This window comes from Rhizobium sp. JAB6 (assembly GCF_003024605.1).
GTDB lineage: Bacteria > Pseudomonadota > Alphaproteobacteria > Rhizobiales > Rhizobiaceae > Rhizobium.
The window spans coordinates 1,231,724-1,252,601 of record NZ_PYJQ01000009.1; the positions used below are offsets into that span (position 1 = coordinate 1,231,724).

The 20,878-nt window shown below is 59.5% G+C and carries 19 protein-coding genes, 2 tRNA genes and 1 pseudogene; 6 read left to right on the top strand and 16 right to left on the bottom strand.

The genetic code is table 11. From position 1 onward, the window contains the following. Positions 1 to 2: 2 nt before the first annotated feature. From C7U61_RS16015 to C7U61_RS16065, 11 genes are all read right to left on the bottom strand, one after another. Positions 3 to 1,949 (bottom strand): PrkA family serine protein kinase, encoded by a 1,947-nt coding sequence (locus C7U61_RS16015; RefSeq protein WP_106998995.1) that lies wholly within the window; start codon positions 1,947 to 1,949, stop codon positions 3 to 5. Between the two features lie 334 nt (positions 1,950 to 2,283). Beyond that, positions 2,284 to 2,359 (bottom strand) — tRNA-Phe (locus C7U61_RS16020). A gap of 196 nt (positions 2,360 to 2,555) precedes the next feature. Next, entirely contained in the window at positions 2,556 to 2,771 is a 216-nt protein-coding gene (yacG, locus tag C7U61_RS16025) for a DNA gyrase inhibitor YacG (RefSeq protein WP_106998996.1), read from the bottom strand. 5 nt (positions 2,772 to 2,776) lie between these two features. Then, positions 2,777 to 3,397 (bottom strand): Maf-like protein, encoded by a 621-nt coding sequence (locus C7U61_RS16030; protein ID WP_106998997.1) that lies wholly within the window; start codon positions 3,395 to 3,397, stop codon positions 2,777 to 2,779. A gap of 113 nt (positions 3,398 to 3,510) precedes the next feature. Next, positions 3,511 to 3,729 carry a translation initiation factor IF-1 gene (infA, locus tag C7U61_RS16035; RefSeq protein ID WP_004117876.1) on the bottom strand — a complete coding sequence of 73 codons (219 nt, stop codon included), beginning with the start codon at positions 3,727 to 3,729 and terminating at the stop codon, positions 3,511 to 3,513. 141 nt (positions 3,730 to 3,870) lie between these two features. After that, the gene (locus C7U61_RS16040) at positions 3,871 to 4,353 is read right to left on the bottom strand and encodes a low molecular weight phosphatase family protein (protein WP_106998998.1); all 483 of its coding nucleotides are present in this window, start codon (positions 4,351 to 4,353) and stop codon (positions 3,871 to 3,873) included. Between the two features lie 5 nt (positions 4,354 to 4,358). Further along, on the bottom strand, positions 4,359 to 4,832 hold the full coding sequence (locus C7U61_RS16045; protein WP_106998999.1) for a UPF0262 family protein: 474 nt from the start codon (positions 4,830 to 4,832) through the stop codon (positions 4,359 to 4,361). Positions 4,833 to 4,835: 3 nt separating this feature from the next. Beyond that, positions 4,836 to 6,134, bottom strand: coding sequence for a histidinol dehydrogenase (gene hisD / locus C7U61_RS16050; protein WP_106999000.1), 1,299 nt, complete (start codon positions 6,132 to 6,134; stop codon positions 4,836 to 4,838). 59 nt (positions 6,135 to 6,193) lie between these two features. Continuing rightward, positions 6,194 to 6,634: a DUF2948 family protein gene (locus tag C7U61_RS16055; RefSeq protein WP_106999134.1), complete on the bottom strand. Its 441-nt coding sequence runs from the start codon at positions 6,632 to 6,634 to the stop codon at positions 6,194 to 6,196. A gap of 209 nt (positions 6,635 to 6,843) precedes the next feature. Continuing rightward, complete coding sequence (gene murA / locus C7U61_RS16060; RefSeq protein ID WP_106999001.1) at positions 6,844 to 8,136, bottom strand: UDP-N-acetylglucosamine 1-carboxyvinyltransferase; 1,293 nt, start codon at positions 8,134 to 8,136, stop codon at positions 6,844 to 6,846. A gap of 144 nt (positions 8,137 to 8,280) precedes the next feature. After that, entirely contained in the window at positions 8,281 to 8,475 is a 195-nt protein-coding gene (locus C7U61_RS16065; protein WP_106999135.1) for a hypothetical protein, read from the bottom strand. Positions 8,476 to 8,733: 258 nt separating this feature from the next. Here C7U61_RS16065 and C7U61_RS16070 point away from each other — a divergent pair. Continuing rightward, a tRNA-Thr gene (locus C7U61_RS16070) sits at positions 8,734 to 8,808 on the top strand. Between the two features lie 634 nt (positions 8,809 to 9,442). On the opposite strand, the gene C7U61_RS16075 is transcribed toward C7U61_RS16070, so the two are convergent. After that, complete coding sequence (locus C7U61_RS16075) at positions 9,443 to 10,456, bottom strand: IS110 family transposase (protein ID WP_106999002.1); 1,014 nt, start codon at positions 10,454 to 10,456, stop codon at positions 9,443 to 9,445. A 77-nt stretch (positions 10,457 to 10,533) separates the two neighbouring features. Here C7U61_RS16075 and C7U61_RS16080 point away from each other — a divergent pair. Then, positions 10,534 to 11,672 (top strand): annotated as a pseudogene (locus C7U61_RS16080) (IS3 family transposase); the annotation flags it as partial. 255 nt (positions 11,673 to 11,927) lie between these two features. Here C7U61_RS16080 and C7U61_RS16085 read toward each other — a convergent pair. Both C7U61_RS16085 and C7U61_RS16090 read right to left on the bottom strand, forming a co-directional pair. Continuing rightward, on the bottom strand, positions 11,928 to 13,076 hold the full coding sequence (locus tag C7U61_RS16085; RefSeq protein ID WP_106999004.1) for an IS110 family transposase: 1,149 nt from the start codon (positions 13,074 to 13,076) through the stop codon (positions 11,928 to 11,930). 118 nt (positions 13,077 to 13,194) lie between these two features. Continuing rightward, positions 13,195 to 14,763: an RNA-directed DNA polymerase gene (locus tag C7U61_RS16090; protein ID WP_106999005.1), complete on the bottom strand. Its 1,569-nt coding sequence runs from the start codon at positions 14,761 to 14,763 to the stop codon at positions 13,195 to 13,197. Between the two features lie 224 nt (positions 14,764 to 14,987). On the opposite strand from C7U61_RS16090, the gene C7U61_RS16095 reads away from it, so the two are divergent. Then, on the top strand, positions 14,988 to 16,052 hold the full coding sequence (locus C7U61_RS16095; RefSeq protein WP_106999006.1) for a D-alanine--D-alanine ligase family protein: 1,065 nt from the start codon (positions 14,988 to 14,990) through the stop codon (positions 16,050 to 16,052). Positions 16,053 to 16,089: 37 nt separating this feature from the next. Here C7U61_RS16095 and C7U61_RS16100 read toward each other — a convergent pair whose 3' ends face one another. Both C7U61_RS16100 and C7U61_RS16105 read right to left on the bottom strand, forming a co-directional pair. Then, positions 16,090 to 16,437, bottom strand: a complete 348-nt coding sequence (locus C7U61_RS16100) for a CAP-Gly domain protein (RefSeq protein ID WP_069615938.1) — start codon at positions 16,435 to 16,437, stop codon at positions 16,090 to 16,092. Between the two features lie 117 nt (positions 16,438 to 16,554). Beyond that, positions 16,555 to 17,433 carry an AraC family transcriptional regulator gene (locus tag C7U61_RS16105; RefSeq protein ID WP_106999007.1) on the bottom strand — a complete coding sequence of 293 codons (879 nt, stop codon included), beginning with the start codon at positions 17,431 to 17,433 and terminating at the stop codon, positions 16,555 to 16,557. A 182-nt stretch (positions 17,434 to 17,615) separates the two neighbouring features. On the opposite strand from C7U61_RS16105, the gene C7U61_RS16110 reads away from it, so the two are divergent. From C7U61_RS16110 to pdxA, 3 genes are all read left to right on the top strand, one after another. After that, positions 17,616 to 18,467 (top strand): oxidoreductase, encoded by an 852-nt coding sequence (locus C7U61_RS16110; protein ID WP_106999136.1) that lies wholly within the window; start codon positions 17,616 to 17,618, stop codon positions 18,465 to 18,467. 208 nt (positions 18,468 to 18,675) lie between these two features. After that, positions 18,676 to 19,860 (top strand): four-carbon acid sugar kinase family protein, encoded by a 1,185-nt coding sequence (locus C7U61_RS16115; protein WP_106999008.1) that lies wholly within the window; start codon positions 18,676 to 18,678, stop codon positions 19,858 to 19,860. Then, positions 19,857 to 20,873 carry a 4-hydroxythreonine-4-phosphate dehydrogenase PdxA gene (gene pdxA / locus C7U61_RS16120; RefSeq protein ID WP_106999009.1) on the top strand — a complete coding sequence of 339 codons (1,017 nt, stop codon included), beginning with the start codon at positions 19,857 to 19,859 and terminating at the stop codon, positions 20,871 to 20,873. Before C7U61_RS16115 ends, pdxA begins: the two co-directional genes overlap by 4 nt. The last annotated feature ends 5 nt before the right edge of the window (positions 20,874 to 20,878 follow it).

Sequence of the window (20,878 nt, forward strand, 5' to 3'; positions counted from 1 at the left end):
GCTCATCCAGCCTGTTTCACACGCATGTACCATTCCACAAGCCGCCGGACCTGACGCTCGGTGTAGCCCCGCGCCATCATCCGTTCGACGAATTCGCCATGTTTCTTCTCCGTCTCCCCGTCCTTCTTGGAACCGAACGAGATGACGGGCAGAAGGTCCTCGACCTGGGAGAACATCCGCTTTTCGATGACTTCGCGGATCTTCTCATAGCTGGTCCAGGACGGATTCTTGCCGCCATGGCTCGCTCGTGCCCTCAGGCAGAATTTGACGATCTCGTTGCGGAAATCCTTCGGATTGGCGATACCGGCCGGCTTTTCGATCTTGGTGAGCTCCTGGTTCAGAAGCTCGCGGTCGAGAAGCTGGCCCGTATCGGGATCCTTGAAGTCCACATCCTCGATCCAGGCGTCGGCATAGTCGACGTAGCGATCGAAGAGGTTCTGGCCGTAATCCGCATAGGATTCCAGATAGGCCTTCTGGATCTCGTTGCCGATGAACTCCGCATAGCGCGGTGCCAATTCACTCTTGATAAACTCGATATAGAGCTTTTCGGTTTCAAGCGGCAGCTGTTCCCGGCGGATTGCCTGCTCCAGCATGTACATCAGATGCACCGGATCGGCGCCGACCTCGGTCGTATCGTAGTTGAAGGTCGCCGCCAGCACCTTGAAGGCAAAACGGGTGGAAGCCCCGTCCATGCCCTCGTCGACACCGGCCGCGTCGCGATATTCCTGCACGCTGCGGGCTCTCGGATCGGTCTCCTTCAGGCTCTCGCCATCATAGACCCGAAGCTTGGAAAAAGCGGTCGAGTTCTCATGCTTGGAAAGCCGCGTCAGAACCGTGAAGCGGGCGAGTGTCTCCAGGGTCGACGGCGCGCAGGGCGCGTCGCTGAGCTCGGATTCCTCGATGAGCTTCTCATAGATCTTCTGCTCTTCGGTGACCCTGAGGCAATAAGGCACTTTCACCACGCAGATGCGGTCGATGAATGCCTCATTGTTCTTATTGGCCTTGAAGGTCTGCCATTCCGACTCGTTTGAATGCGCCAGAATGATGCCGGAGAATGGTATGGCACCGATATTTTCCGTACCGATGTAATTGCCTTCCTGCGTCGCCGTCAGCAGGGGATGCAGCATCTTGATCGGCGCCTTGAACATTTCGACAAATTCGAGAATGCCCTGATTGGCGCGGTTCAATGCACCGGAATAGCTATAGGCGTCCGGATCGTTCTGCGCGAGACTTTCGAGCTTGCGGATATCCACCTTGCCGACCAGCGAGGAGATGTCCTGGTTGTTTTCGTCGCCCGGCTCCGTCTTGGCGACGGCGATTTGCCGCAGCCTTGAGGGCTGCATCCGGACGACGCGGAAGCGGGAAATATCGCCTTCGAACTCTTCCAGCCGCTTCAGGCACCAGGGGCTCATCAGGCCGGTCAGACGGCGGCGCGGAATGCCGTAGCGCTCCTCGATCATTGGCCCCATAGTGACGGGATCGAACAGGCTGAGCGGACTTTCGAAGACCGGGCTCAGCTCGTTTCCGGCCTTGAGGACATAGATAGGATGGACTTCCATCAGGGATTTCAGCCGCTCGGCGAGCGATGACTTGCCGCCGCCGACGGGCCCGAGCAGATAGAGGATCTGCTTCCGCTCCTCCAGACCTTGAGCCGCATGGCGGAAGAAGGCGACGATGCGTTCGATCGTCTCTTCCATGCCGAAAAAGCCGGAAAAAGCCGGATAAGTCCGGATGGTCCGGTTCATGAAGATACGTCCAAGCCTTGTATCTTTGGCCGTATCGATCAGCAGTGGTTCGCCCATCGCTGCCAGCAGCCGCTCCGCTGCATTTGCATACATGAGCGGATCGTCCCGGCACGCTTCCAGGTATTCTGAGAATGACATCTCGACTTCGCGCCGTGCTTCAAAAGTACGGGCGAACGTGTTGAACAGAACATCGTTGTTTAACATGGCGCCTCGGTAGCTTGCTATTGCAATTAACGCCGGCTTTTACGAGATCACTTGATCCCGCTGTATCTAAAGTGCGGTATGACTCGCTTCGAATCAATAGGTGATCTGTCAATAATTCGTACGCTTGATTCCAAATGTCATCAATATCTTGATGGGGTCATGCACCGAATTAATGAAACGCAACCACAGGATTGTTGTTGCCACACAACGCACCCACTGGTTATGCAACCTCCGTCAGCCTATGGCCGCGTATTCCTGCGAATACACGATCGCAGCGATGAACTGATCGAAGCCAGCGTCAAGCTTCATTGTCCGTATGATTGGGGAGAAAAGATGGTGCCCAGAGCCGGAATCGAACCAGCGACACGCGGATTTTCAATCCGCTGCTCTACCAACTGAGCTATCTGGGCATCCGTGCTTCACGTCCAAGAAGGAGCCTTAGAAGGCACCGGGCGGTTGGTTCGCCCCAGAAGCGAGCGGGGTTATAGCATCTTGTTCGGCCATGTCCAGCCGCAAATGACTCTTTTTTGACAGGAAATGGAATTTTGCCAATTCCCGAACAAAAAGAAGGGGTTCGCAACACCGAACCTCTTTGGAAATCCGTATTCAGTCCTGATCGGAGCCGTCGGCCTTCGTCTCGTCCTCGCTGACGGGAATGGCATAGGAGCCGTTGAGCCACCGGGAAAGATCGACGGATCGGCAGCGATCCGAGCAGAAGGGGTAATGTTCACGCAGCGAAGGACGGCCGCATTCCGGACAGGGACGCGTCTTTCGCAGCGGTTCGACCTTCGAACCGACCTTGATCTCTTCAGCTTTCGTCATGACAACTATCCTTCCTGCCATCCGGCGTGGACATCGAAGCCCTCGCCTACCAGCAGCAGCATGGTTTCATAAAGCGGCAATCCGACGACATTGGTGTAGGAACCGACAAGTTTCTGCACGAAGGAACCGGCAAGCCCCTGAATGCCATAGGCTCCCGCCTTGCCCCGCCACTGGCCGGAGGCAAGATACATATCGATATCCCGGCGGGAGAGACGCTTGAAGCGAACCTTGGTTTCCACGACCTTCTGGCGAGCCTTGCGGTCCGGCGTGATCAGGCAGATGCCGGTATAGACGACATGGCCGCGGCCGGAAAGCAGATGCAGGGCCGCAGCCGCCTCGTCGACGAATTCCGCCTTCGGCAGGATGCGCCGTCCGACGGCGACCACCGTATCGGCGGAAAGAATATAGCTCCCCTGCCAGGCGGCGTCGCTCTTGATGGCCGCAAAGGCGGCATCGCCCTTCTCAGCCGAAAGACGCCGCGCCAGCGAGCGCGGATGCTCCGACTTCTTCGGCGTCTCATCGATATCCATGGGCATGAGGCGCGCGGGCTCTATGCCTGACTGATGCAGGAGCTCGACGCGACGCGGCGATCCGGAGGCCAGTATCAGCTTATGTTTCAACGCCATCAGATCTCGACCTGTCATGCGGGAATGAGAGCCGGTTCTGGAGCATGATGCCGAAAAGTGTCAGAGGTTTTCGGACGACATCATGCTCTGATCTATGCTTCCAGAACGGCGGACTATTTGAAACGATAGGTGATGCGGCCCTTGGTCAGGTCGTAAGGGGTCATTTCCACCAGCACCTTATCGCCGGCCAGAACGCGGATGCGGTTCTTGCGCATGCGGCCGGCGGTGTGGGCGATGATCTCGTGCTCGTTTTCCAGCTTCACGCGAAAGGTCGCGTTCGGCAGGAGTTCGGTGACGACACCGGGAAATTCGAGGACTTCTTCTTTCGGCATTAAAGCTTCTTTTCCTGTCGGTTGGGGCGGCGCCCATGCCAAAAAGCGGGGGTCGCCGGAAATTTGCGCGGAAACTACACAATCGCCGCGGTTTTGTGAACCTCGTTGATAAGGGTTTCTGCATTAGTTTCATTCGCAGCTCTATAGCGAGCCGCGATGTTCCACCAGCCTGCTCTCGATCAGGCCGAGAAGATAGTCCCTCACGCCGCGATAGGCATCCAGAATTTGCTCGCGCGTTCCGTCCGTCGCGGATGGGTCTATCGTCGGCCAATAGATGACGTCGACGGCATTGGCGCGCGTCAGTTCCAGCGCGGCATGATGCGCCTCGGGAGAGAGCGTGATGATGACATCGAAGAAATCATCCTCCAGCTCCTCCATGGTCTGCGGCTGGCGGCGGCCGAGCGAAAGCCCGATCTCGGAAAGCACGATATCGACGAAGGGATTGCGCTCGCCGGCCCGCACCCCCGCCGAGGCGATATAAGTGCCCTGCGGCAGCATCTGCCGGGCGATCGCCTCGGCCATGGGCGAGCGGATGGCATTGAGGCCGCACATGAAGAGGATGGCGCCGGGGGATTTGCCCCCGGGCGATCCGCCATTGTGCTCGATCGCCTGCGGCTCGTCCATAGCAGTCACCCGCGCCAGTAGAGCACGCAGACGAGCGTAAAGAGCCGGCGCGCCGTATCGAAATCCACGCTGATCTTGCCGTTCAGCCGGTCCATCAGCGTCTGCGAGCCTTCGTTGTGAATACCGCGCCGCCCCATGTCGATCGCCTCGATGCGGCTTGGCGTGGCCGAGCGGATCGCCTCGTAATAGCTTTCGCAGATCATGAAATAATCCTTCACGATGCGGCGAAACGGCGTCAGCGACAAGATATGGGTAGCGACAACACCGCCGTCTTCCATGCGGATATCGAAAACCAGCTTCTGATCGACCAGCGAAAGATTGAGCAGATAGGGGCCGCCCTCATGCCCGACGGGAGTGAAGCTGTTTTCCTCGATGAGGTCGAAAATGGCGACGGCGCGCTCATGCTCGACATCGGGCGTCGAGCGGCCGATCGTGTCGTCCAGGACCACATCGCTCAGCCGGAAGACGCCCTTGGCCATGCCTTACCCCTCGAGATTGAGGCGGATCGCAACCGACCGCGCATGGGCATCCAGCCCCTCGGAATTGGCAAGCGCGATCGCCGCCGGCCCGAGTGCGCGAAGCTGCTCCGGCCCAACCCGCAGGATCGACGTGCGCTTGACGAAATCGAGTACCGAGAGCCCGGAGGAGAAGCGCGCGGAGCGAGCCGTCGGCAGCACGTGGTTCGAGCCGCCGACATAGTCGCCGATCACCTCCGGCGTATGACGGCCGACGAAGATCGCGCCCGCATTGCGAACACCGGCCAAGAGCGGCTCAGGATCGTCGACCGCCAGCTCCAGATGCTCGGCCGCGATGCGGTTGGCAAGCGGTACCGCCTGCTTCAGATCGGAGACCAGGATGACGGCGCCGAAATCGCGCCAGCTGGTTGCCGCCGTCTGCGAGCGGCTGAGCTGCTTCAACTGCCGCTCGACCGCCGCTTCCACCGCCCGGCCGAATTCGGCATCGTCGGTAATGAGGATTGATTGCGCGCTTTCATCGTGCTCGGCCTGCGCCAGAAGATCGGCGGCGATCCAGTCGGGATCGTTATTCTTGTCGGCGATGACGAGCACTTCGGACGGGCCCGCGATCATGTCGATGCCGACGGTGCCGAACACCTGGCGCTTGGCGGCCGCCACATAGGCATTGCCGGGGCCGGTGATCTTGTAGACCGGCTTGATCGTCTCGGTGCCATAGGCGAGCGCTGCAATCGCCTGCGCGCCGCCAATGCGGTAGATCTCCTCAACGCCGGCCATACGGGCGGCAGCAAGCACGGCCGGATTGACGGCGCCGCCTGAGGCCGGCACGACGATGACGACGCGCTCGACGCCGGCGACCTTGGCCGGCACGGCGTTCATCAGCACCGAACTCGGATAGCTCGCCGTGCCGCCCGGCACATAGAGGCCGACAGCTTCGATCGCCGTCCATCGTGACCCCAGACCGACGCCGAGATCGTCTTCATAAATATCGTCCTTCGGCAGCTGCCGGCGGTGATGCGATTCGATACGGGTGGCGGCGACCTTCAACGCGCCAAGCACTTCGGCCGGAACAGCGGCAATCGCCGCATCGATCTCGGCTTCGCTGACGCGCATCGGCGTTACGGCGAAATCGACGCCGTCGAATTTTTTGGAATAGTCCGCAAGGGCGGCGTCGCCGCGCGACCGCACATCGTCGATGATGCCGCGCACCACCGCATTCACATCCTCGGACACTTCCCGCTTGGTCGTCAGGAATGCGGCGAACTGCTGCTCGAACCCTTCCGACGCCTGATCCAGCCAGATAGCCAAACTGATAATCCTTCCATCGAGGCCGCCTTCAGCAGCCGCATTCAACCGTTCTGAGCCTATCAACCCGCATCCGGATGTCGAGGCTTGTGGGCCGTTTCCCACGCGCCGCCGATATCCGCAAGCTGCGCCTCGATGCATTCGACATCGAGCGCGATCGTGGCATTGGCGGCAAGGGCAAGCTCGATCGTGCCGTCAGGCCCCTCGCCCTTCTGCTCGAAGCGGATCGCGAGCAGCGACAACACCTCGTCGCGCTTGCGCCGGTCGATGCCAGTGGACCGCACGGCCTTGACGCGCTTGAACACCAGCGCCGAACGATGGCGTTCATAAGGCTTGTTGCGCCGATCCGACTGCTCCCAGACGAAACGATTGGCTGCGAGCGAAAACTGCTCCTGCTTCGGCGCAAAGGACATGTCGCCGACCTTGAAGACGCTATCCTGCATATAGGCAGAGATGACATCCAGGTCCTCGGTGTCGAGTGCCATTAGCTTGAGATCGCTCATTCGTCCTTCATCTCCGATCGCGCCGGTCAAACGGCCGGCAAATGCCATTGCCGAGATTTCCCTGTGCGAGATTTCCCTATGATGGACATAAAATGGGAGCGCAAAAGACGCAACCGAAGAAAGCGGGCTTGCCCGCTCTCTTCGCGCCGACGGGTGGAAAAGGACACGTCGCGCAAAACTTTGTCGCGACTTTGCGACAGAGACAGGCCTTAGTCGCTGATGCGCTCGATCACTGCGCCGCAGCGCGTCAGCTTGTCTTCCAGCCGCTCGAAACCGCGATCCAGGTGATAGATGCGCGACACCACCGTCTCGCCTTCGGCGGCAAGACCGGCGATGACGAGCGAGACGGAGGCACGAAGGTCGGTCGCCATCACGGGGGCGCCCTTCAGCTTCTGCACGCCCTCGATGCGCGCGGTCTGGCCTGCCAGCGAGATCTTGGCGCCGAGGCGGGCAAGCTCCTGCACATGCATGAAGCGGTTTTCGAAGATGGTCTCGGTGATGTGCGAAATGCCGCCGGAGCGGGTCATCAGCGCCATGAACTGCGCCTGCAGGTCAGTCGGAAAGCCGGGGAACGGATCGGTGGTGACGTCGACCGGCTGGATGCCGCCGCCATTGCGCATGACTCGGATGCCGTTATTGGTGGGCGAAACCGTGGCGCCGGCGCGGCGCAGGCTTTCGAGCGCGGTGTCGAGCAGCGCCACATCGGTGTTTTCGAGCGTGACATCGCCGCCGGCCATGGCGACGGCCATGGCATAGGTGCCGGTCTCGATCCGGTCGGGCAGCACGCGGTGGCGGGCGCCGGAGAGCGAGGTGACGCCTTCGATGGTGATCGTGCTGGTGCCGGCGCCGGAGATCTTGGCACCCATGGCGATCAGGCAGTTGGCGAGATCGACGATCTCCGGCTCGCGAGCCGCATTGCCGATGATCGTAGTGCCGCGGGCAAGCGTGGCGGCCATCATCAGCACATGCGTCGCGCCGACGGAAACCTTCGGGAAGTCATAGCGGGCGCCGATGAGGCCGCCCTTCGGCGCGGTGGCGTTGATATAGCCGCCGTCGATTTCCATAGTGGCGCCGAGCGCCTGCAGGCCCTCGATGAAGAGATCGACCGGACGCGTGCCGATGGCGCAGCCGCCGGGCAGCGAGACGCGCGCCTGGCCCTCGCGGGCGAGCAGCGGCCCGATGACCCAGAAGCTCGCGCGCATCTTGGCGACGAGCTCATAAGGCGCGGTCGTATCGACGATGGTGCGGCAGGTGAAATGGATTGTGCGGGAATAGCCGTCTTCCTGGCGCTCGCGCCGGCCGTTGACGGCGACATCGACGCCGTGATTGCCGAGGATGCGCATCAGAAGCTCGACATCGGCGAGATGCGGCACGTTTTCGAGGGTCAGTGTATCGCTTGTCAGAAGCGAGGCGATCATCAGCGGCAGGGCGGCATTCTTGGCGCCGGAGATCGGAATGATACCGTTGAGCTCATTGCCGCCGACAATCCTGATACGATCCATATAAGCAATACGGGCGAGGCCCGCCTTTCCTGATAGTCCCGGGCGCCTTGAGTGCCGGCGCCAGGTTTCGTGCACCTTGGTAAAAGGCGCTCTTTAGACGAAATAGATTAACGCATCAATTCGTTTGATGATGGGCGACATCAATCATTGCGATTCGTCCCTTTTTGCGGCGGTTTCAGCACTATTCACAGGCTTTGCCGCCGGCAGCCCATCCGTCTCGTCGGCCTGCCCGGCACGCCGCGCCCGCACCTGCTGCTTGCGGCGGGACAGGTTCTCCCGCAGCTTCTGCGCGGCACGCTCGCGCCGCCGATCCGCTTCCGTGACCTGCTTGCCGCCCACGGGCGCACCCGCTTCATCGCCAAACCCGTCACCTGCCCCACCGGGCGCCGAACCGCCCCGCAAAGCCCGCCCACCATCGATTTTCGTCTTGTCCGCAGCCATGATTTTCCCATAGCGGAAAACGCCTGCCTTCAAAAGACCGACACATTTTTTCCAGCTATCTTTCAAAGAACTTGCAATTTGCGGCTTGCACTCCGCCCCGACCTATGGCAATAGCCGCCTCGCCCAATACGGCGCACTTAAGTGGCGCCACGGAATGCTGCTATAGCTCAGGGGTAGAGCACTCCCTTGGTAAGGGAGAGGCCGAGAGTTCAAATCTCTCTAGCAGCACCAGTTTTCCCCCTGAAAATGCTGAACATTCTGGTTCTCAAGGGTTCCGTAACCGCTCACGGGTACACGCATAGTTTTGAGAATGGCCCAGCCGAGCAAAGATGCACAGACCGCGGTCTAAGAATATCTGCGTAATTTTGACCCGATAAAGCCCACTAATATTCCTCGGTGTCAAATCCTCGGATAAGCTTCCACATTAGACGGATTTCGGCATTGTCTCCCCGTCGGACTTGTAGTCGTTTTGCAACCGTGCTCCGCGAGGTCCGTATGTTCTTCGTATCGTCGTAAAACACGACGTTCCTGTCCGCCATGGGCTTAAAAAAGGGAGTTGAACTGCCCCCAATTTCGACCGGACACTCGGCATAAGCAGAAAGGCTCAAGCACAGGCTTGAGGACATGTGTGGACGCCTCCGGGTGCGCAAGAAGAATCTTCGTGTGATGGCGTCGAAGTTTGGTGCGGACATGTGTTCGGCTTCTTTTGCGGCGAAGCACCGCCGCCAGCCAGTATGGATTACGCGAGCTCGATCCACTTCAGGCTTACGTGCTGCCAGCACTTATCCTCAATCTGGTTCTCCGAGCCCCGTTCAAACTCTTCGGCCATGCGATCCTGAGACCTTCATTGCTGCACGGGTATTCATTAGGCTGGCTGCATATAGGATCCTCCGTGCTTTAGAATTGCCCAGACGACGCGAGCCATCTTGTTCGCTAGCGCTACGATCGCCAGCATCGGTGGCTTTCTGTGCAGAATGCTGGCGAGCCAAGCGCTTGGATTGATCTTCCCACGCCTCACCCAAGAGACGACGGCACTGGCGCCCATGATCAGCAGACGTCTGAGCGTCCGTTCGCCCATTTTGGATATTCGTCCGAACCGCTGCTTTCCTCCGGTGGATCGCTCAAGCGGGGTCAAGCCAACCCATGCCGCGAAGTCACGTCCCTTCCGGAAGGTCGCTGGATCGGGAGCAAGGGCCGCAATTGCTGCCGCTGTCACCGGGCCAATCCCCGGCACAGAAGTCAACCGACGCGTATCTAGGTCCTCACGCGCCCGCTTTCGGATTTCCTTGTCGAAGTCTATTAGCTGAGCTTCACACGATGAGAGATGCTGCCACAACGAACGCAGGATGCTTTGAGCTGCGGGCGGCAGATCATCATCATTCTCGATCACCTCCAGCATCTTTGCAGAAGCGGCTGCACCCTGCGGGAAGATGTAACCAAATTCTGCCAGATGGCTTCGTATCGCATTGAGAAGCTGGGTCTTCTGGCGCACCACCAGATCTCGTGCGCGAAAGATAACACTCGCGGCCTGCGATGCCTCACTCTTTACACGAACGAAGCGCATGTCCGGCCGCTGCGCCGCCTCCGCGATTGCCTCGGCGTCAGCAGCATCGTTCTTCTGCCTCTTCACGAATGGCCTGACGTAATCCGGAGGTATCAGAAGCACTTCATGGCCTAGCTCTTCCAGCTGCCGCCCCCAATAATGTGCTGTGCCACAAGCCTCCATCGCTATCCTGCAGGAGGGAACTGACATCAACAGCGTGGTGAGTTGCGGTCGCCGGACCTGTCGACGGAAAACGACACGTCCGTCTGCAGCTACGGCGTGCAGCTGGAAAACATGCTTGGCGACATCCAAGCCGATGAGAACTATCTGTGTCATAGGGTCAACCTCCTGGTGCTGGACATCCTCGATATTGCCACAACGGTGGCGAAGGAGGCGTCCACTCCATCAGGCTTATGTCTAACGAGTATCGACACGTTGAATTGCTGACGGGTGATGTTCGCCGCAGGCGGTGGACAACCGAGCAGAAACTGACAATCATTGAGCAGAGTTTCGAGCCAGGCGAGACGGTATCTTCCACCGCTCGCCGCCATGGCGTTGCGCCCAATCTGCTTTACCGGTGGCGCAGGCTCTTGAGTGAGGGAGGTGCTGCAGCCGTGGATTCTGACGAGCCGGTTGTTGGCAATTCGGAAGTGAAGAAGCTGGAGGACCGCGTCCGCGAGCTGGAGCGCATGCTCGGCCGCAAAACGATGGAGGTCGAAATCCTCCGCGAAGCCCTTTCCAAAGCGGACTCAAAAAAACGGATATCGCGGCCGATCTTGTTGCCGAAGGACGGTTCCCGATGAAGACCGTCGCAGACACGCTTGGCGTTTCCCGTTCAAACCTCATCGAACGGTTAAAAGGCAGATCGACGCCGCGCGGGCCCTATCACAAGGCCGAGGATGCAGAGCTTCTGCCCGCCATTCGCAGGCTGGTGGATCAAAGGCCAACCTATGGCTATCGGCGGATCGCCGCGCTCCTCAATCGCGAAAGGCGAGCCGCCGATCAGCCTGTCGTCAACGCCAAGCGGGTTCATCGCATCATGGGCAACCACGCAATGTTGCTGGAGAAGCATACGGCCGTTCGCAAGGGCCGCATCCATGACGGCAAGGTCATGGTCATGCGCTCGAACCTGCGCTGGTGCTCCGACGGTTTGGAGTTCACCTGCTGGAATGGCGAAGTCGTTCGTCTCGCCTTCATCATCGACGCCTTCGACCGCGAAATCATCGCCTGGGCGGCAGTCGCCAATGCAGGCATCTCCGGCTCAGACGTACGCGACATGATGCTGGAGGCGGTCGAGAAACGCTTCGGCGCAACCCGAGCCCCGCATGCTATCGAGCACCTCTCCGACAATGGTTCGGCCTATACCGCACGGGAGACACGGCTGTTTGCCCAGGCGCTCAATTTGACGCCCTGCTTCACTCCGGTCGCCAGCCCTCAGTCGAACGGCATGTCCGAGGCATTCGTGAAAACTCTGAAACGGGATTACATCCGCCTATCAGCTCTACCGGACTCCGAAACGGCGCTCCGGCTCATCGACGGATGGATTGAAGATTTGTATGAGGCAGGTTCTGTCAAGCAGTCATTGGCTTCTCCTTCTAACTCCTGACTGGACTGCGTTGGCATGCAAGCGCACTCGGCGCATCGACTTGTATTCGGCGAGAATCTGATCTCAACCACGATCCCATTCATGGGGGGCCAAGCAGTGCGGAAGAGCAGCGCTACACTACAACACGGTGGATGTTATCCAGACCATCTTCAATCTCGGCAGCCGCTCTTCTCTCCAGTCGCCCGTCGGCGCTTGGAACTGTTATGGGGCTTCCGGCTTCAGTGAAGCGCCCTGGGGGACTAAGCCGTCTTCAACAAAACGCCAGATGGCGACTGCAAGCTTTCGAGCCAGCGCGATAACTCCGATCTTGCGAGATCTGCCCGAGCCCGCCCCAAACGTACCCCGATACCACTGGGACAAAGCGCTTGTCGGCTGATACCTCAACCAGCACCACGCAAGTTCAACGAGAAGCCGCCTCGCGAACCGGTTACCGGCTTTGCTGATCCCTTGATCATGCTTCACAGCACCACTCGCATATGGACTTGGTGCCAGACCGAGAAAGCTCGCCAAACACTTTCGATTGGCGAACTGTCGATGGAATACCTCTGACACCAACAGTACAGCACTCAGTCTGCCAATACCTTTGAGCGTGGCGATGCGGCGAACTTTATCGACATTGGGAATGCCCAATGCACCATCCCGTAGGCCTTCTTCGAGTTGACGGTCGAGATCACGAATATGCGCGTGGACCAGTTCCAGGCGTTCGAACTCCCTCGTTAGCTCTGCTGCAAGGAATTTGCCGAGTGGTTCGTCATCGGCTGTCCTCACCACCTGCAGCCATCCGCGCCAGTCTCCTCCCCAGAGAGCCTTGACCTCACGGACACCGTGAAGATTGAGCAGAGCACGAATGCGGTTCACGTGGCGTGTCCGCTCTGCCGAGAGTTGTAAGCGTTCCCTGTCAAGACGTTTGGCATCTTCCTCCTCCGGCGTGGGAACACGAACTTCGCGGCATACCGTTCGGTCACCCTGATCGAAAGATTTGAACATCATAACCATGGACTCTGCGTCTAGCCGGTCGGTCTTCGCCCTACGGCTTCGCCTGTTGACCAAGAAGCTGGTGGAGTCGAGTACTGACGTGCGTATGCCTCGCTTCCGCAAGAACCTCGCTAACCAAAAGCCGTCATACCCGGCCTCAAAGCAAACCACGATCTCGGCGGGACAACCATCCACCTGGGTCGCGCTCATTTGCTCGCGCTCCAGCATCCCGACAAGCGCTGCGGTATCGCCGCCTCGAACCTGCCGAAGCTTCACGCGATCTGAGTTGGGAGAAAGCACTGCAACTAGCCATGTCGATTTGCTCAACTCAATGGCTGCATACACTGACACACTGGGCTTGGCATTCTCGTTCATCGGAGGCCTCCTCGTTGTCGATGAAGCGGATAAGCCGGGCGGCTCGTCCATAGCATCTACAACGAAATCCATCCCCATTCCGCGCTCAAGATGGCTTCCCCACGGCAGTTCATCAGGGCTAAATCAAACTAGCCGACATGTCCGGTGAAATGGGGAGCACTCCAGGAGTCGTCATTAGGGACTTGGTATCTGACAACCAGCCGTGTCTGAATCCCTCATAACCTAACAGCCAGGTCCAATCGGTTAAAACGCTCTCTTCGGAGATTTGCGCTTCCCAGCGAGCTTTCGGAAGCGCTGCAAATCCCAATCCCTTGCTGCTTATGTCCAACAGTATCAAGGCCAACGCGCTAGACGGGGTGTTTTCAGCAAGGTCGCAGATACGTTTAGAAAAGACGGGGCGTTTAAGTCCTCTGATCGTATGGAGTAACCATATGGCCTCGTATAAATGCCCATTCTCAAGGTTCCGCTCAGCCAAAACCAAGAACCGGTCTACAATCCTCCTGGCGGAGACCTTATTTGTTACGTGCTGGAGATTCAGCAATATTCGACAGATGCGCTCCATTGAGTTTGGGGCAACAACAGCGGCCTTGAGAAGGAATGATTCCATACCTTCGATATCTGATGGTTGAACCGTCGAACTCTCGATGACAGACAGTGCGTAGTTGATAACCGGGTCTGATGCAAATTCAGCCTGGAGCCTCAGGCATAGGTTTAGGAATTCTCGCAAGCGTGCTCCCGATAGCCTACCCCTTCTATGGGAAAGAAACGCCCCGATTTCCGACGTCCATGCACTCTGTTGTGACGCAATAATCCTCTCAACCGACGTTTTACTACCGTTGATGTCAAGGCCATAAGCTCGGTAAATAGTCGTTATCACTGAAAGAACGTTTTCCGCCCTCTCCAATGTCTCGACTCCAATCGTCCAATCATCTTGGAGACGGTCAACCGATTCGAAGCCAATTGACGGGCATTTCGTATGAAAATCCACGTCAATCCTGGCCGAGATGATTTCCGCGAGAATTCTAGACGTTTCGGGGCCGATCGGAATGCCTATGGTCTGGTTTCTGTTACACGCCCGTACGAGAACGTCTAGGCGATCTGCGAGCGATCCCTTGTAAGAGGACATCGCTGATTTAACTTGCTCTTTCCCGTATGCTGCCCAAGGGATCGAGTGGGTATAAATGGACGGATAGAATCGGGTGATATCAGTCTTCACCAACCAATCAGATGTAGCCTCCAGATAGGCCTTCTTTGCCCGATGCAAAGGGAAATTTATCCCTTTAATCGACCTATCGAAGGTTTCGGAGACCCGAATTTCATCTGCAGAGAAAGTTTGCTTCGAAAGCCACTTTTGCACCGATGCCCAATTTTGCGAAAGCTCATGAGTCAACAAAGCTTGGGGGACTGGGTGCGTGATATGAATATTACGGCGCTCGTAACCACGCTTCGGTTTCGTGATGATTTCTGCTTCCGCACTATCGACATCATAGGTGTAAGCATCACGTCGCTTTTTCTTCAAAGCCGTCTTGCCAACCTTCTCATTTGTGGAGAAGACCTTTGCTGCCCTCCATTCGCCGAGAATTTCAACCGACGAAGCGCCAAAGTCGGCAGTTGTAAATGTTGGTGGCAGCTCCTTCGGAAAATAACCTTTCGAAAGAAGGGCCTTCTGAATGTCGATGCTCGGCATGGAATCTATATCGTGTGTTTGAGTTTATCCTAGATGAAAGGAGCACATTCAAATCAAGGTTGCAAATCAACGTAAGGCCTCGGGACGCGATTTGATGTTATCCATGGCTGACGGGACGGGTCTCACGCGCGTTACCGGTCTCTGATGGCCTCCCCAATTCCGCTGCAATCCCCCGTTTAAACCTTCTCCCATCACATCCATCCTGGCCCGGGAGAAAAGCCTCAATGTCGAAACTGCGCGTCGCCGTTCTATTTGGCGGTCAGTCCACCGAGCATGAGGTTTCCGTCATGTCGGCCCGCAATGTCGTCAAGGCGATCGATGGTGGGCGATACGAGATCGTGCCGATCCTGATCGATCGCGCCGGGCGCTGGCTGCTGGTGGAGGAGAAGGGCGGCGCGCTGCCGGAGCCGGTTGCCTATGAGGGCCGGCAAGTCTGCCTGGTTCCGGGCGGCAAGGGCCGGCTGCTGGCGCTGGAAGGAACTGGTGCGCGCGAGCTGCCTGCGGTTGATGTGCTCTTTCCGGTGCTGCATGGGCTGAACGGCGAGGATGGCTCCATTCAGGGTCTCGCCCAGATCGTCGGCCTGCCTCTCGTCGGCTGCGGCATTCTGGGTTCGGCCAACGCGATCGACAAGGATATGGCAAAGCGCCTGCTGCGCGAGGCCGGTTTGCCAGTGGCGCTTTCCGTCACGCTGACGCGCGGCGACAAGCCCGATTTCGATGAGATCGTGAGCACGCTCGGCTCGCCCGTCTTCGTCAAGCCGACGCGCCAGGGCTCGTCGGTGGGCGTCAGCAAGGCGCAGGATGCCGCGGCCTTCGAGACAGCACTTGCCGAAGCTTTCCGGCATGACCGCAAGGTGCTGGTGGAAGAATTCGTGCGCGCCCGCGAGATCGAATATGCCGTGCTGGAGCAGCCGGATGGCGCACTCTTCGTCTCCGTGCCGGGCGAAATCGCGACGGCGGCAACGCACGGCTTCTATTCCTACGAGGCGAAATATCTCGATCAGAACGGCGCCGTCGTCACCGTGCCGGCGGATATTCCGCCCCAGACGGCGGAGGTGCTGAAGCGCATGGCGGCGGATGGTTTTCGCGCGCTCGGATGCGAAGGGCTGGCCCGCGTCGATTTCTTTCTGCGGCCGGATGGCAGCGCCGTCATCAACGAGATCAACACCATGCCCGGCTTCACCAATATCAGCATGTATCCCAAGGCCATGGATGCCTCGGGCATTTCCTATCCGGAGCTTATCAGCCGGCTGATCGAGCACGGGCTGGCGCGGGCGCGACAGGGGTAATCCAAGAGCGGCGGCAGGTTTCGGTGCCGCCCGCCGGTCAGACCTTTTCCTTCTTCTTGGTCTTCACCTTCGGCTCTGCCGGTGCATCCGGCGTCGGTGCCAAAAGCTTTCTGAGCGAAGCGATCTTGTCCTTCACCAGCGGGCGGAAGCGGCTGGCGCGATAGGGCATGTCGGCGGCGCCATAGCCTTCCGGGCCGTCGTCATTGCCGCGATGGATCTCCTCCAGCTTGACGCCGATGAAGGTGCCGTCGACATAATGCGTGTATTCGCCGACCCAACGGATGGTGTAGATCGTCCCCTTGCGGATCAGCTGATCGATGCTGACATGCTTGAACGTATCGTCGATACAGACGACCTTCTGGCCCACATGGAAATCGTAGCTCACCCTGCCCTCCTCGAAGCGACGAAATAGAATGGCCCCTGCCGCTAAGGCAGGAACATGGCGAGATATCGGCAAACCCACTGCAGTTCGCTCCCGGAACAAATATCCGGCAAACTGCCTTCATCCGCCGCTGAGAAAAGCCGCATCCGTCGCAGGTGGTCGGCCGAACAATTTGCGGTATTCGCGCGTGAACTGCGTCTGGCTGTCATAGCCGACCTCGAATCCGATCTCTCGCGCACTGCCCTCGTGAAGAAGCAGCCGGCGACGCGCCTCCTGCAGCCGGATGAGCGCCCGATATTGCAATGGCGTCATCAATGTCACGGCCTTGAAATGCCGATGAAGCGATGTGGGGCTCATTCCCGCCATGTCGGCCAGTTTGCCGATGCTTATGGCCTCGGCGAAATGGCGCTTGATCCAGTCGGTGACGCGGCCGATCTGCGCCAGATTGGTTCCCTGCGTGGCGAGCTGCCTCAGCATCGGCCCGAGTTCGCCGCGCAGCAGCCGGTAATAGAGTTCAAGCTTGGCAAGCTTTGCCATCATCTCGATATCGTCAGGCGTGTCCAGGCAGGAGACGAGCCGCAATGCGGCGCTCACGATCTCCGGCGTCTGCTGCGACACCGCGATTCCCGTATGATTGCGGGGCTCCGCCGCATGGGTCGCCGGAGCTTCCGCAAGAAGCTTTGCGATCTCCTCCCTCTCCAGTTCGAAGGAGAGCGCCAGATGCGGGCTGGCAGGATCGGCCTGCTCGATCCGCGCAGATACGGGCAGATTGACGGTCGCGATGAAATATTGCGAGGAATCGACGCTGAAAACCCGCTCTCCCAGCCGGATCGTCTTCGTTCCCTGCAATACCATGCAGATCCTCGGGCTGTAGACGGCGTCCGTGGGCAGCGTCGGCTGCTCAACCCTGTAAAGCGTCAGCCCCTGCACCTCGGTCGTCTGCTTCTGAACGGCAGCGTGCCGGCTGATCAGCTCGCGCAACTGCGTCGACGGTTCCATAAATCCGGCTTTCGATGATGGCGGCGTTTCCCCTCCATCATATCGCCAACAGGCAAAATTGGAAGGATCGTATGAAAGTCTGGTCCTTCTGCCCTAACGCTTGGATATCAGTCGCTCCTAGATTTGCTCAAGGCGATCCTTCGACAGAAGGCTGCCAAAACATGCAAAAGAAGGAGCAGAACATGAGCGACACACCCGTATGGTTTATCACAGGATCGTCCGCGGGCCTGGGATTTGAGCTTGCAAGATCCGTACTCGAGCGGGGCTGGCGAGCCGTTCTCACGGCAAGGCACCCCGAGCAGCTGGAGGCCCTTACCGCCGAGCACGGAGGACGCGCTTTGGCACTCCCGGTCGATGTTACCGACGTCTCCACGATCCGCGCCGCAGTGGCCGATTCCATTGCCGCTTTCGGCAGGATCGACGTGCTCGTCAACAATGCGGGCTATGGTTATCTCGCAGCCATCGAGGAAGGCGATGAGGAGGGCGTACGCAAGCAGTTCGAAACGAATCTCTTCGGCCTCATCAATGTCACCAAGGAAGTATTGCCCGGTATGCGTGCCCGTAAAAAGGGCCATATCGTCAATATCTCGTCCCTGGGCGGCCTCGTCGCATTCGCCGCGACGGGCTACTACCACGCAACGAAGTTTGCCGTGGAAGCGATCTCGGAATCGCTGTCATACGAGGTTGCACCGCTCGGCCTGAAGGTAACGATCGTCGAGCCCGGAGCATTTCGCACCAATTGGGCCGGACGCTCGATGGTCGAGTCACCGATCCGGATCGACGACTATGACGACACCGCCGGAAAGCGTCGCCAATCCACGAAGGCTTCCTCCGGCAACCAGCCGGGCGATCCCTCACGCGCAGCGGCCGCCATCATAAAGGCGGTCGAAGCCAAGGAGCCGCCGCTTCGATTGCTGCTGGGCGCCACAGCACTTGATGTCGCCTACAGGCGTCTCGAAGCGCTGAAAGCGAATTTCGATGCCTGGAAAGATGTTACGCTGAGTGCCGACTTTCCTGACGTCCGGAAAGACTGACTTTCTCGCAGGCGCGGGCATCGCGCGCCATCGCCGGTGGCACCCGATTACGCGCCTGCGAGAACAGGACGAATGTCGCCGTCCCGATCAATGAAACGGTGACAAAGCAAGCGTTGACAAGGCCCATGGAAGGCTGAAGATTGCGCTTCGTTCAAGCCGCCGTAAGGCGTTGCTTCCACATCCGATACCCGCAAGGCTCGTTGAGTTCATGCCCACTCTCCGCCTCATTGCCGATGATTTGACCGGCGCGCTCGATACCGCCGTCGAATTCGTCGGCGTCTACGGTCCGATTGCGGTGGAGCGCAGCGGCGCGCTTTCCAAAAACCTGCCGGATTGTCTCGCAGTCGACAGCGGCACCCGAGAGAAATCGGCCGCCGAAGCGGAGGCCGTCGTCGCCGGCATCGCGCCGCTGCTGCAGGGCGCCGATCTCGCCTTCAAGAAGGTGGATAGCCTGTTTCGCGGCCCATGGGCCGTGGAACTTGCGGCCTGCTTCCGGCTCGGCCATTGGCGGCATTGCATTCTCGCGCCAGCCTTTCCTCATCACGGGCGACATACAAGAGGCGGACGGCAGGTGCTTTACGCCGGCAAGGACGCCTGGCGCGACATCAGCGGCGATATCGCCGCGCACCTGCGCGCCGAAGGTTTGCCGGCCTTCAACACGCCGCTCGATAACCTCGAAGGCCAGCCCATTCCGGATGGCATCCATGTTTTCGATGCCCATGCGGATGGTGATCTGGATGCCGTCATCGCATGGGTGTCCTCGCAGCTGGAGGGACCCGTCCTCTGGAGCGGCACCGGCGGCCTCGCCCGTGCTCTGGCGCGCAATATCGAGCTGGCGACCCATCCTATGGCTCGCACCATAAAGGACAAAAACGAACGCCACCCGACGCCATCGGTCCCCATCTCGCGCAGGCTGCAAAGGCCGGTGCTCGGCCTGTTCGGCTCGGACCAGCCGATCACGCTGGCGCAGCTCCAGGCCTGCGGGCCCAATTGGCTGAAACTTGCGGAAGGTGCCGATGCCGGCGCCATCCGTCATCAAATCCAGCAAAGCGGCGTGGCCATGGTCAGTCTCGACCTGCCGGCGGGGCTTGAACGCGATGATGCCGCAAGGCGGATCGCGGCGAGCTTCGGCACCATGGCCAACGCGCTGCCGGCTCCAGGCACATTGATCGTCGCCGGTGGCGAGACCCTGCGCAATCTCTGTTCGGCGCTCGAAGTATCAGCTCTCAGCATCACCGGCCAAGCGGCACCCGGCCTCCCCCGCTCGACGATCGTCGGCGGCCCTTGGGAGGGCACGACGGTCATTTCCAAATCGGGCGCATTCGGCGGCCCTACCCTATGGCGCGACCTCCTGAGTGAAAACGGGCTGATTGCCGGAGGAGAAGAACCATGACGCGGCATCTGGCAATCACCATGGGCGATCCCGCCGGCATCGGCCCGGAAATCATCGTCAAGGCCGCAGCCCGGCTGAAGGATCGGCTTGCCGATGGTAAGCTGAAGCTAACGATCATCGGCAGCGGCCCTGCCCTGCGCCTCGCCGAACGGCAGCTCGGCCTCGACATGGAAATCCCGCAAACACGGCTGGAGAGCGATTGGCCGAACCTCTGCTTCATTCAGGCCGACGCCGAGGGAGAGCCGATTCTTCCCGGCCGGCTCTCCGCCGATGGCGGCCGCATGGCCTTCAGGGCCATCGAGAAGGGCGTTCAGCTTGCTATGTCGGGCAAGGTCGGCGGCATCGTCACGGCCCCGCTCAACAAGGAAGCGCTGAACAAAGCCGGCTTCCATTATGCCGGCCATACCGAACTGCTGGCGGAGCTCACCGGCGCGCGTGGCTCCGTGATGATGCTCGCCCATGGCAATATGCGCGTCAGCCATGTCACCACCCATGTCGCGCTGCAGGATGTGCCGAAGCGTCTGACGCCGGAGCGCCTGCGGCTCGTCATCGATCTCACCGACAAGGCGCTCAAGAATCTCGGCAGCGCCAACCCGAAGATCGCGGTGGCGGCGCTCAATCCGCATGCCGGCGAAGGCGGTCTCTTCGGCCGGGAGGATATCGACATCTCCGCGCCGACCATCGCCAAAGCCGCCGCCGGCGGGCTCGATATCGTCGGCCCGGTCCCCGGCGATACCGTCTTCGTCAAGCTGCGCGCCGGCCAGTATGACGCCGTCATCGCCATGTATCACGATCAGGGTCATATCCCGGTCAAGCTGCTCGGTTTCGAGATCGATCCCGCGACGGGCAAATGGATGGATCTTTCCGGAGTCAACATCACCCTCGGCCTGCCGATCGTGCGCACCTCGGTCGATCATGGCACGGCTTTCGACATCGCCGGCAAGGGCATCGCCAATGAGCGCAGCCTGATCGAGGCGATCGAATTCGCGGAGAGGCTGGCGGCTGCCTATTAGCAGCC